Origin of the sequence: Novosphingobium sp. (assembly GCF_039595395.1) — a bacterium.
In the GTDB taxonomy this organism is placed as follows: domain Bacteria; phylum Pseudomonadota; class Alphaproteobacteria; order Sphingomonadales; family Sphingomonadaceae; genus Novosphingobium.
Genome location: NZ_JBCNLP010000001.1, coordinates 2,347,704 through 2,360,097, shown reverse-complemented (window position 1 = coordinate 2,360,097; position 12,394 = coordinate 2,347,704). Strand labels below are relative to the sequence as shown.

The following is a 12,394-nucleotide window of genomic DNA, read 5'->3' as shown; positions in this document are numbered from 1 at the left end:
GGTGTTGCACCACCTATGAAGACGATCACGCTCCCCGATGGAACCGCCGTCCCCGCCCTGGGCCAAGGCACCTGGATGCTCGCAGAGGATCACGCCCGCCGGGCTGAGGAGATCGCGGCCCTGCGCGAAGGCATCGCGCGCGGCATGACGCTGATCGACACCGCCGAGATGTACGGCGAAGGCGCAGCCGAAACGCTGGTTGGTGAAGCCATCGCCGGTCAGCGCGACGAGGTCTTCCTGGTCAGCAAGGCCTATCCCCAGAATGCTTCGGCCCGGCGCTTGCGTACCACCTGCGAAGCCAGCCTCAAGCGCCTGGGAACCGATCGCCTCGATCTCTATCTGCTCCACTGGCGCGGCAATGTGTCGCTGGGCGAAACCGTCGAGGCGATGGAAAGACTGGTCGAGGCCGGTCTGATCCTGCGCTGGGGCGTCAGCAATCTTGATATCGGCGATATGGAGGAACTGATCGCTCAGGGTGGCCAGCACTGCGCCACCGATCAGATCCTCTACAACCTCACGCGCCGGGCCCCCGAACTCGATCTGCTGCCGTGGCTTGCCGACCATGCCATGCCGGTGATGGCCTATAGCCCGATCGAGCAGGGCCGCCTGCTCTCGCACCGGATGCTCAAGGAAATTGCCCGCCGCCATGATGCCAGCCCGGCCCAGATCGCTCTGGCATGGCTGCTGCGCCAGCCGGGCATCCTGCCTATCCCCAAGGCAGGATCGATCGACCATGTGCGGGACAATCGCGCGGCGGCGGCTCTGGAGTTGACTGACGGTGACATGGCGGCGCTCGAAAGCAGCTTTCCCAGCCCCATCAAGCGTAGCCCCCTCGAGATGCTGTAAGGCACCTGCGGCATGGGCGGCGCCCAAGCGAACTTGCCGCCCGATGACGCGTTGGAAGGCAGATGAGCAAATCCATCTCGAAACCCACCGCCATTCCGACGGACAGCCTGATCTTCGGCTATCTTCCGATGTTGCCTTTCGTGCTGGGCGCTGCGGGAAGCTGGTTCGCGCCCGCGCTGCGAGGAGTGGCGGTCAATCTCACGGTGATCTGGGGCTGCCTAATCCTTGCCTTTGTCGGCGGCGTCAGGCGGGGTTTCGGATTTGGCCGGAGCGAGGCGTCGCTGGCCAGTGAGCTATGGACGATGGCGCTTTACGTCTCGATAGCCGGGCTGGCTCTCATCCTGGGTTGGATAGGCCTGCTGCCCCAGTCGCTGGCTTTGCTGGCGATCGGCTTCGCGCTGGTTTCCGTGCTGGATCATCGTGCGGCCAAGGCGGGCAATGCGCCTGCCCATTTCGCCAGCCTGAGGCCCATTCAGATGCCGATCGCATCCCTGGCACTGCTTCTCGTTATGACCCGGATTCTGATGGACTGAAGCCATGGGCTTAACTGGAAAAGCCATGATCTACGCGGCTTTTCCAAGGTAGACGTAGCGCTCGGCATATCCGTAGCGGTGATCCATTCGGAACAGCCGAAACGCTATCGAGTGCCTCTTCGCATGTGCGAGATGAAAGAAGGGTGAATGCCATCAGGCGACACGCGAACTTGCTGTGAATAGCCCGTAACTCCGCAGCTCTATCGCTTTTTACGCACGTGCTGATCGATTTTTTGCGTTTGCAGCAAAATGCGATTGCTGGCATTTGAAAATCGCCTTTCAGGCATCCTCTCCCAAACTTTCAAAGGGCTGGTCTTTGGACCGGCCTTTTTTTTGGGCGCGCAAAATTCACGCACCGACAGCGCCCAAAGGTGGCGGAGGCAAAAATCATAAGCCTCTGTGGATGGCCGATTCATCCAGCTTGACGCGGCACCCTTCCTTTTGAGAACATAAAGGGAACGATAGAGTCGATTTGCCATCATGTCCACCCAGCCTGCCCTCCCCTCCCCAAGCCAGGAACAGCTCGACGCCCTGCGCGCGAAGCTGACCTCGGCGCGTGCGAGCCGGGGGCCGGTCCTGCCCTTTGGTGTGCCGATGCTCGACGAGCGGCTCGCCTTCGGCGGGCTTGATGGCGCGGGCCTTCATGAGGTTGCGGCGGCATCCTCAAAGCTGAGCGATGATGCTGCAGCCACGCTCTTTGCCGCTGGCATCGCAGCGCGCTTTGCCAGCTCGGGGTTTACCGTGCTCTGGGCGGTTTCGCGCTTCGACCTTTATGCCCCCGGTCTCGAACAGGTTGGCCTGGGCCCTTCCCGGCTGCTCTATGCGGAGGGGAAGAAAGATCAGGAGGTGCTGGCAATCGCCGAGGACGGCTTGCGCGATGGTTCGCTGGCCTGCGTCATCGCTGAAGTGCGCTCAGCCGATATGACTGCCACAAGACGGCTTCAACTGGCGGCCAGCGACGGGCAGACGCCGATGCTGCTCTACCGGCGACATCGCGCGCGTGATCAGTGCCCGCTCACCCAGAACTCTTCCGCCATGACCCGCTGGCGCATTGGCTGCCTGCCTTCGGCGCCCCTGCCGCACCCCGGCGTCGGCCGGGCACGCTGGTCAGTCGAACTTGCCCGCCAGCGTGGCGGCAATCCCTTTTCTCTCGATCTGGACGCCTGTGATGACAAGGGTTGCCTCGCTCGCCCTGCCCTTTCTATCGATCGAGCGATTGCGCCGGCTGGATCGGCCAACCGCGCGGCCTGATCGCGTCGCACCCACCCGCTCTTCATCGCTCCCGCCCCCGGCCATCGACGACGACCCCGGCGCCTGCTCGGTGCCGCGCGGCGGCGGCTGGCGCCCTGGCGCCCGCTGGGCGCGTAATGATACCCAGAACGGCGTGGGGCAGGCAGCGGCCATCGATGCCCTGCCGGCTCATCAGCGCCCCACCATGCGCGAGATGGGACGGCGCAGCGAACATGCCGATCATCCCTTCAAGGCCATGCCTTCCGATGAAGGCGCGCGTGGCGGTGGTGGCACGGCGATGCCCTCGGCCAGCTCCCCCATGGCCGTGCTGCAGGGCGGGCGCCTGACCTGGGCTCGCCCCATGGTGCTGATCACCCGCAGCGGCCAGCGCGAGATCATCACCTCGGCCTGCCCGCTGGCGCTGGATCTGGGCCTCCACCCCGGCATGGCTGCTGCCCATGCCCGCGCGCTGGTGAGCGATCTCGATGTCCGCGATGCCGAGCCCGAGGAAGATGCTGCATGGCTTGAACGCCTCGCCCTCCATGCCCTTGGTCACTGGACGCCCACGGTAGCTGTCTCCGGGCATGATGGCTTGTGGTTCGATCTTACCGGGACCACCCATCTCTTTGGAGGCGAGGCCCGCTTTTGCCACCGCCTGCTGCGCTTTCTCTCCCGCCTCGGCTTTACCGCCAGCGTGGCGGTAGCGGGGACACCGGGCGCGGCCCATGCCCTGGCCCGCTATGGCGGTGAGTCCATGATCCTGCTGCCACCAAAGGAGGAAGCCCACGCGCTGGCCGATCTGCCGCTGGCCGCCCTGCGCCTCGAAACCGGCGCCCTCAATGCCGCAGCCCGCTTTGGCCTGGAACGCATCGGCGATCTCTATCCCATGCCGCGTGGGCCACTGGGCAAACGTCTGGGCCTCTCGACCGTTATGCGGCTCGATCAGGCTCGCGGCATGGTGGCCGAGCCGATTGTGCCGGTCACCGCTTTCGAAACGCCCAGCGCAAAGCGGCAGCTCCTCGAACCCATCGGCACCGCCGATGCGATCGCTCAGGTCATCGGCGATCTGGTCGATGATCTGGTGATCCAACTCCAGCAGCGGCGCCTTGGGCTGCGCGCTGCCCATCTCACCTGCCAGCTGGTCGATGGCAGCGAGCAGAAGGTGGGTATCGGCACCGCGCGGGCGAGCCGAGACGCCAGGCACCTTACCCGCATGCTGGTCGCGCGGATCGAGCGCATCGATCCTGGTCTCGGCATCGAGACGATGGTGCTGATCGCACCGCATGTTGAGGATCTGCAGGCCAGCATGGTGGCAGCCAAGCTGGGGCGTGACGATCATGCGCCAGATCTGGCTCTGTTGGTCGATCAGCTAAGCGGGCGCGTGCCCCCTGAAGCCGTCTTCCGCCTCTCCTCTCATGAGAGCGATGTGCCTGAGCGGGCGATCCGCCGAATGATGCCCCTGGGTGAGCCCAAGGGCTGGCCAGCATGGGCGCGCCCGTCCCGGTTGCTCGCCCGGCCCGAACCCCTGAGCAGCGTGATCGCGCTGTTGCCCGATCACCCGCCCCGCCGCTTTTCCTGGCGCGGCGGGACCTATCGGGTCGTGGCCGGTGACGGCCCCGAACGCGTGCATGGAGAATGGTGGCGGCGGCCTGGCGAGATGTGGGCGGTCAGGGACTATTACCGGGTGGAGGTGGAGGGCGGCGCGCGCTACTGGATCTTCCGGCGCGGGGATGGTGTCGAGGAAGGCACCGGCGATCTCTCCTGGCATCTGCATGGCGTGTTCGGCTGATGGCCCGTTACGTCGAGCTTCAGGTGACCAGCCATTTCTCCTTCCTGCGCGGTGCCTCCTCGCCGGAAGAACTGTTCTCGGCAGCTGCCCTGCTGGGCCATTCGGAGCTCGGCCTTGCCGATTGGGGCAGCGTCGCCGGCGTGGTGCGAGGATGGGCCGCACAGAAGGAAACCGGTGTGCGGATGATCCCGGGCGCACGGGTGGATCTCACCGATGGCAAAGCGCTTTTGCTTTATCCGACCGATAGGCAGGCCTGGTCGCGCCTCACCCGGCTGCTCTCGCTTGGCAAGACGCGCGGCGGCAAGGGAGCCTGTGTTCTCGATTGGGAGAATGTCACCGCCCATACCGAGGGTCTGGTCGCCATCCTGCTTCCCGATCAACCGGACGACGCTTGCAGCGCCCATCTCGCCCAGGTGAAGGAGACGTTCGGCGAGCGCGCTTATCTGGCGCTTGCGTTGCGGCGGCGCCCCGGCGACGCCGGACGTCTGCATTGCCTTGATACGCTGGCGCGTGCCGCCGGGGTAAGATCCGTCGCCACCGGGGATGTGCTCTATCATTCCGGCCAGATGCGCCCGCTGCAGGATGTGCTGGCCGCCATTCGGGAGCACACCACCGTCGATGCGCTGGGCTTCAAGCGCGAACGCTTTATGGATCGCCATCTCAAATCGCCCGAAGAGATGGAGAGGCGCTTCAAGGCTTTCCCCGATGCAATCGAAGCGACCGCCGAGATCGCCGCGCGCTGCACATTCGATTTGGGCGAGATCCAGTACCAATATCCCTATGAGCAGGTGGTCGAGGGCAGGAGTGCGCAGGAAGCGTTGGCCGACCTGACCGAGGCGGCTGCTACGCGCATGTTCCCGCGCGGCCTGCCCGTCCCCTATCGCAACCAGATCGACCATGAGCTGCGGCTGATCGGGCAGCTTGGCTACGCACCCTATTTCCTTACGGTCAATTCCATCGTCACAGAAGCCCGGCGGCGCGGCATCCTGTGCCAGGGGCGCGGCTCGGCGGCCAACAGCTGCGTCTGCTACATGTTGGGGATCACCTCGATCGACCCCATCCAGCATGAGCTGCTCTTCGAGCGCTTTGTCTCGGGCGAACGCAAGGAGCCGCCCGACATCGATGTGGACTTCGAGCATGAGCGGCGCGAGGAGATCATCCAATGGATCTATGAGACCTATGGGCGCCACCGCTCGGCGCTGACCGCTGTGGTCACCCGTTACCGCACGCGCGGCGCGGTGGCCGAAGTCGGCAAGGCGCTCGGCCTGCCGCGCGATCTTACCAAGATGCTCACCGGCCTGGTCTGGGGGTGGTCGGTCGACGGGATCAGCACCGAACAGATCGAGAGCCTCAACCTCAACGCCAATGACTATCGCCTGCGGCTCTGCCTCGATCTTTCGCGCCAGCTGATCGGCACGCCGCGCCATCTCTCGCAGCATCCGGGCGGCTTTGTGCTGACGCAGGACCGGCTCGACGATCTTGTGCCGATTGAACCCGCGCGGATGGAAGACCGGCAGATCATCGAATGGGATAAGGATGATATCGATGCTCTGAAATTCATGAAGGTCGATGTGCTGGGTCTGGGCATGCTGGGTTGCATGAACCGGGCCTTCAACATGCTGGCTGACATGAAGGGGATCGCTATCGGCATGGCCGATCTGCAGAAGGATGACCCCGCCGTCTACGCGATGATCCAGAAGGCCGATACGCTCGGGACCTTCCAGATCGAGAGCCGGGCCCAGATGTCGATGCTGCCGCGCATCAAGCCCGCCAAGTTCTACGACCTCGTTATAGAGGTGGCGATCGTGCGTCCCGGTCCGATCCAGGGTGACATGGTTCACCCCTATCTGCGTCGCCGCGAGGGCAAGGAAAAGGCGGAATATCCCAAGCCCGAGCTGCGCGCCGTGCTGGAAAAAACGCTGGGCGTGCCCCTCTTCCAGGAGCAGGCGATGAAGGTTGCCATCGTCGGCGCGGGCTTCACCCCTGCCGAGGCCGATCAGCTGCGCCGCGCCATGGCCACCTTTAAGATGACCGGCGGGGTCAGCCATTTCTACGACAAGCTGGTGGGCGGCATGGTGGCGCGCGGCTACAGTCTGGATTTCGCCGAGCGCACCTTCAAGCAGATCGAGGGCTTCGGTTCCTATGGTTTCCCCGAAAGCCATGCCGCCAGCTTCGCCAAGATCGCCTACGCAAGTTGCTGGATGAAGCACCATCATCCCGATGTCTTCTGCGCCTCGCTGCTCAATGCCCAGCCGATGGGCTTCTACGCGCCGGCCCAGATCGTGGCGGATGCCCGCAAACATGGGGTCGAGGTCCGGCCCGTCTCGATCAATCACAGCCACTGGGATTGCACGCTCGAATACACCAACCGCCGGCATCTGGCTGTGCGTCTTGGCTTCCGTCAGATACGAGGCATGGCAAACCTCCATGGTGCCCGGATCGTCGCTGCACGGGGTGACCAGCCCTATGGTAGCGTGGAAGAGGTCTGGCGGCGGGCGGGCGTGCCGCGCGCGGCGATCGAGCGACTGGCCGAAGCCGATGCCTTTTCAGCGATAGCACAGGACCGACGGCAGGGCCTCTGGAAGGTCAAGGGGCTGGGCGAAGCTCCGCTGCCACTCTTCGCTGCCGCCGATGCCAAAGAAGAGCAGTTCTCGCCCGAAGGCATCGAGCCGACCGTGACGCTCGGGCCGCTGACCGAGGGCCGCGAGGTGGTCGAGGACTATCGCTCGATCCAGCTTTCCCTGCGCGCCCATCCGGTGAGCTTCCTGCGGGAGGAGCTGTCGGGCATGAAGATCGTGTCCTGCGGCGACCTACCCAACCAGCGCGATGGGCGCAATCTGGAGGTGGCCGGCATCGTGCTGGTCCGCCAGCGGCCCGGCAGCGCCAAGGGCGTGCTCTTCGTCACCATTGAGGACGAGACCGGTGTCGCCAATGCCATCCTCTGGCCCGACAAGTTCGACACCTTTCGGCGACAGATCATGTCGGCCTCGATGATCGCGGTGCGGGGGCGTCTGCAGAAGGAGGGCGAGATCATCCATGTCATCGCCGACCGGATCACCAATCTCGATCCCATGCTTCGCTCGATCGGGCGGCAGGATTTGAACCTGCCACACGGGCGCGGCGATGGCGCTGCCCATGGCGGCGGCCCCGATCCCCGTGACCCCGGATTTCCCAAGGATCGCGTGCTGGCTGCGCCTGCCTTCGGAACTGATGGAAAGCAGGACGATATTCTGCCGGTTCGCAGCCATGATTTCCACTGACGTGCTTTCGCTCTTCTGGCATTCGGCCATCGCTGCCCTGCGCTGACAGGGTCTCTCAGTTTGCTTTGGCGAGCTCTTCCTGAATGGCGCTGACCAGCAGCGCATCATCGGGAGCCACAACCGGAGCAAAGCGTCCCACCACCTGACCATCCCGGCCGATCAGGAATTTCTCGAAATTCCATAGAACTTCGGGATCCTCATTGGCCGCAATGCCATAGCCCTTCAGCTTCTCGCGAAACTCCTCCACCGGCCCCTGCTTGACCGGCTCCGCCGCCGTCAGTGCAGCGTAGAGCGGCTGCTTGTCCTCTCCCGACACTGGCGCCTTGGTAAACAGCGGGAAGCTGACGCCGTAATTCACCTTGCAGAACTGGTCGATATCTTCAGCCGAACCAGGTTCCTGATTGCCGAAATCATTGGCCGGAAAGCCAAGCACCTCGAAGCCCTGCTCGCGGTAGCTCGTGTAGAGCTTTTCCAGCCCCTCATACTGAGGCGTCAGGCCGCATTGCGAGGCCACGTTGACAACCAACAGCACCTTGCCCGCATGCTGGGCCAGACTGTCGCTGGAACCATCCAGGCGGGTGAGCGCGAGCGCGGAAAGTTCATTGGCCATGCAGCAAGCCTTTCTTCAGGGAGGGGATGGCTGAGATAACCTCCATCCATTTCAGGATAAAGGAAATAAGGCGATGGCTCCTTCCGGCGCCCGGGCCACCATCGCATTTCATGCACAACCCGCACCCGAGGCAGCATGCCCGGCAACCGCCCAGAGCTGCACCTCTTGCCGATCCTTCCGAGGGCGATCCGGCTTCATCTCTGCGGCCAACCGGCGTAAACTGGGCCGAGAACGATTATGCTGATCGGGCGTTGGAGGCACGATGAAGACAATTTCCTTTCCCGACGGCACCATCGTGCCGGCCCTTGGCCTTGGCACCTGGATGATGGCTGAAAAGCCCGATTTGCGCGCCCAGGAAATCGCGGCTCTGCGCGAAGGCATGGACCTTGGCATGACGCTGATCGACACTGCCGAGATGTATGGCGAAGGGGAAGCCGAGAGACTGGTCGGCGAAGCGATCGCCGGCCGCCGCCATAAAGTCTTCCTGGTGAGCAAGGTCTATCCGCACAATGCCTCCGCCCACCGGCTTCGCCGTTCCTGCGAAGCGAGCCTGCGCCGCCTCGGCACTGATCACCTCGACCTCTACCTGCTGCATTGGCGAGGGACTGTCCCACTTGCCGAGACGGTCGAAGCCATGGAGCAATTGGTCGAGGCAGGGCTGATTGCCCGCTGGGGCGTGAGCAACCTCGATACAGACGATATGGGCGAACTCTTCGATGCAGGCGGCGAGGCCTGCGCAACCAATCAGATTCTCTACAATCTGACCCGTCGCGGCCCGGAATTCGATCTCCTTCCCTGGCTGAAGCGATGCTCCATTCCCGTGATGGCCTATAGCCCGGTCGAACAGGGCCGCCTGCTCGATCGCCGGGCGCTTCTCGAAATTGCGGAGCGTCACACCGCCAGCCCCGCCCAGGTCGCGCTGGCCTGGCTCCTCCACCGGGACGGCATCCTGCCGATCCCCAAGGCTGGAACCGTGGAGCATGTGAGGGAAAATCGCGCTGCTGCCGATCTTGTCCTGACGCCCGACGATCTCAATGACCTTGATCGCCGCTTTCTCAAACCGACAAGACGGCGCCCGCTGGAAATGCTCTAAAGTCAGACACTCAGGAAATGCTTGGTCCGCCACGCCCGCGACCAACAGTCCAGTTGACCTCATCGCCGCGCATCAGGCCCGACACATTCTGCCCGGCCTTGCGCTCCAGCATCGGCTTCCACGGCACCAGCGTGAAATCATGGGCGCGCTCGATCAGTGCAAAGCGACCGCTCACCAGATCAACCGGCCGGCGATAGGTCCCCTCGATGCGGCCACCCTGCCGCGCCTCCTCGAAAGGGAGGTCCAGTTCCGCCGAAAGCTGCCGTGCCGCGTTCGCCAAATCCTTGCGCTCCAACGCCTGGATCATGCCTCGGGGAAAGAGCCCGGTTTGCTCGTCCTGCGCGAAGCCCTGCGCCAACAACCATTGCCGCCTGCGCTCCATGACATCACGCAGGTCTCGACCGAAGCCGGCATCTCGCAAGGCTCTAGCGCTCACATCGGCCCCATCGCCAGGGGCTGCCCCCAGCGCTCCGCCTCCCGCCTGCCTCGACCCGGTCGGCACCTGCCCCGCCAGACTGCGATCAATCCAGCTTGCCGCCTCGACATCGACCAGCTCCTCCAGCGGCATGATCGAGAGGCTGGTGATGGCGACGGGATGCTCACGCAACTGCTTCTCTTCCCAGGCCGTCACCCGGTCGAGGTGGTCGGGCGCAATCACCCACTGGCCCGAGGGTTCGCGTGTCACCCCGCCACCGCCGCGCCGCATCGCTTCGAGACGCCGCACATGGGTCTGGGCAAAGGCCTCGCTGGCTGCTGGATCATGGCGGAGATGCAGATCCACATCATACCGGCCGTCATTGGCTGCCGCGACCTCGGCAATCACCCTGTCCGATGGCCGCAGCGCCGCTTTGAGCGGATCGATGCGGACCACCGATCCGGGTGAAAGCTGATGCTGGTCGAGCGGCAAATCCCGCCCGCCTCCAACATCAAGATAGTGGCTTCGCCCATCGATGCCATCGACAATCAGATAATGGCGATCTGCATGTTCGTCAGAGAGGCCATGGGCCAGCACCCGCCCAATGATAGGCCTCGCCACCGGTGCGCCGGCCTCATGGATCACCTGATCACCCGCGGCCCGCTCGATGCCAGCGCGTGTCATCTCGCGCTGCATCGTCCGGATGATATCGCCACGCTCTCCCATGCGCCGCAGCGTATCCTCCAGATTGTCTGCCAGCCGGTAGCGGGTGCCGTCCACCGGCTCGGCCAGACCTAATCGCGCCAGCTTGGCCAGACGCCCTGCCCGCAGCGTCTGATCGAAGGCATCACGCCCTGCAGAGTCGACCTCACGCTCGGCATTGGCGGTCTTAAGCAGCGAGCGGTCGATCGAGGTCAGCCGCTCCGCCTCCACCTCTGCCCGCAAAATGGTTTCGACCTCACGCTCAGTGCGCGGCCCCAGATCGAGATCGACCAGCTCGATGGCGCGCTCGCGCAGCCCCCTGGTCATATAGTCCTTGGCAATCACCAGATCCTTGCCGCCATCGTCCTTCCCTCGCACCAGAATATGGGTGTGAGGATGGCCCGTGTCGAAGTGATCGACGGCTACCCAATCGAGCTTCGTGCCCAGATCCTGCTCCATGCGCTCCATCAGGCGCCGGGTCAGCGGTTTTAGATCCTCATACTGATCGCCATCCTCCGGCGAGACAATGAAGCGGAACTGATGGCGATCGCCCGCACCGCGCCCCTGAAAAGCCTTGGCATCGACAGCGTCTTCATCGCGACCATAAAGCGTCCCGCGCTCGCCATCTCGGGTGGTGCCATCTCGTTGAAGATAACGCAGATGCGCAGCGGCCGCCGCGGCACCCTTGCCGGACAGGCGCATGATGCTCGCTTTGACGATAACACGGCGGCTGTGACCGGCACCATATTTCCCCCGGCTGCCGAGCACCCGGCCAACCCCGCTGCCGCGCCCGATCCGGCTCCCGAAAAAGCTGCCTCTGCCAGCCTTTCCGCCAGCGCCGCCTCGGGCCAGATTGGCGGCGGCCAGCACGCGCCCGAGGAAACGCTTCCCCGCGCCCTTGCCCTTGTTGCCGATCCGCCCCAGGCGCGGATGGAAATCGTCATCCTGCGCCATGTCCGACTGCCCTGGTTCTGTTGGTGTGGATAGCAACGCAATCCGGCTCAAAGCACCCAATGGTGCCGGCCAAACCCGCAGAATTCCGCCATTCTGCACGCCAATGGCACCGCCAGCGAGGGCACGGTGCCGTAAAAGATCCCCAAAAACGATGTGCAGACAATAGGTTATGGCGACGCAGTGCCATAGCTTTATCTTGCCTTACGCGCCCTCCCCCTCTCCCGGCCTCATCCTTGTCCTCCCTCCCTCCACCTCCCTGCCGATGGCCAAGCGGATCAGCAGCAGCCCGAAGCCGCCCGCCTGGCACAGCTGCAAGCCAGAAAAATGCTCGATTTTCGTGCATTATCGCCCCGTTCGCAGCACAAACATGGGATCGTGCTGAGGCGTTGCCGAGATGGATGAGCCGGGATTTGCGCCCTGATCGGCGTGGTCGCTCAGTTCCACAAACATGCCGGTTTCACGCGGCAATTCACGCGAAATTTCGGGAGAATTTGTGGCAACTTTTGCCGTGCCTTCCGTTGCCCGCGTGATCTTGTCGAGATAGTCCCGTGTCTCGACCGGCAAGGATCGGCCGGCATTGACGCTGGCCCCATATCGTCCCGGTCCGGCATTGTAGGCCCCGAAAAGGCCGGGGTAGCCGAAGCGATCATACATCGCGCGCAAATAGGCGGTCCCGGCAAGGATGTTATCGCGGGGCTGATAGGGATCAGCGCCGAGACCCAGAGCCGAGCGCATCGACGCCCATGTCGCGGGCATCAACTGCATCAACCCCATCGCGCCTGCCCGGCTGGTGATGGGCCTGCCCTGCCAGATGGTCAGCCCGCGACTTTCGGCGCGCATCACCTGCTCGATCCATGCCGATGGTACACCGAAGCGTGCAGACGCTTCAGCAATGATGTCGCGCCATTGCCCAACCGCATCCCCGCCATGTCCTGCACTGACAGCAGCGCCACCACCCATCG

General features: G+C 64.0%; 9 protein-coding genes. 6 read left to right on the top strand and 3 right to left on the bottom strand.

The genetic code is table 11. The annotated features are described in order from the left end of the window. Positions 1 to 15 precede the first annotated feature (15 nt). The 5 genes from ABDW49_RS10915 to ABDW49_RS10895 all read left to right on the top strand — a co-directional run bounded on the left by ABDW49_RS10915 (position 16) and on the right by ABDW49_RS10895 (position 7,658). Entirely contained in the window at positions 16 to 846 is an 831-nt protein-coding gene (locus tag ABDW49_RS10915) for an aldo/keto reductase (RefSeq protein ID WP_343611878.1), read from the top strand. Between the two features lie 62 nt (positions 847 to 908). After that, on the top strand, positions 909 to 1,379 hold the full coding sequence (locus ABDW49_RS10910) for a DUF3429 family protein (protein WP_343611876.1): 471 nt from the start codon (positions 909 to 911) through the stop codon (positions 1,377 to 1,379). A 480-nt stretch (positions 1,380 to 1,859) separates the two neighbouring features. Continuing rightward, positions 1,860 to 2,630 carry a protein ImuA gene (locus tag ABDW49_RS10905; RefSeq protein WP_068094781.1) on the top strand — a complete coding sequence of 257 codons (771 nt, stop codon included), beginning with the start codon at positions 1,860 to 1,862 and terminating at the stop codon, positions 2,628 to 2,630. After that, a complete protein-coding gene (locus ABDW49_RS10900; RefSeq protein WP_343611872.1) occupies positions 2,548 to 4,398 on the top strand; it encodes a DUF6504 family protein in 1,851 nt (616 codons plus the stop codon). Before ABDW49_RS10905 ends, ABDW49_RS10900 begins: the two co-directional genes overlap by 83 nt. Further along, positions 4,398 to 7,658, top strand: coding sequence for an error-prone DNA polymerase (locus ABDW49_RS10895; protein WP_343611870.1), 3,261 nt, complete (start codon positions 4,398 to 4,400; stop codon positions 7,656 to 7,658). Before ABDW49_RS10900 ends, ABDW49_RS10895 begins: the two co-directional genes overlap by 1 nt. A 55-nt stretch (positions 7,659 to 7,713) precedes the next feature. Here ABDW49_RS10895 and ABDW49_RS10890 read toward each other — a convergent pair whose 3' ends face one another. After that, positions 7,714 to 8,268, bottom strand: a complete 555-nt coding sequence (locus ABDW49_RS10890; RefSeq protein ID WP_343611867.1) for a glutathione peroxidase — start codon at positions 8,266 to 8,268, stop codon at positions 7,714 to 7,716. Between the two features lie 262 nt (positions 8,269 to 8,530). On the opposite strand from ABDW49_RS10890, the gene ABDW49_RS10885 reads away from it, so the two are divergent. Further along, positions 8,531 to 9,361, top strand: a complete 831-nt coding sequence (locus tag ABDW49_RS10885) for an aldo/keto reductase (protein ID WP_343611865.1) — start codon at positions 8,531 to 8,533, stop codon at positions 9,359 to 9,361. A 10-nt stretch (positions 9,362 to 9,371) separates the two neighbouring features. Here the strand turns inward: ABDW49_RS10885 and ABDW49_RS10880 are convergent, their stop codons facing one another. Further along, complete coding sequence (locus ABDW49_RS10880; protein ID WP_343611864.1) at positions 9,372 to 11,432, bottom strand: DUF3363 domain-containing protein; 2,061 nt, start codon at positions 11,430 to 11,432, stop codon at positions 9,372 to 9,374. Between the two features lie 342 nt (positions 11,433 to 11,774). Beyond that, positions 11,775 to 12,392: a lytic transglycosylase domain-containing protein gene (locus tag ABDW49_RS10875; RefSeq protein ID WP_343614245.1), complete on the bottom strand. Its 618-nt coding sequence runs from the start codon at positions 12,390 to 12,392 to the stop codon at positions 11,775 to 11,777. Between the last annotated feature and the right edge of the window lie 2 nt (positions 12,393 to 12,394).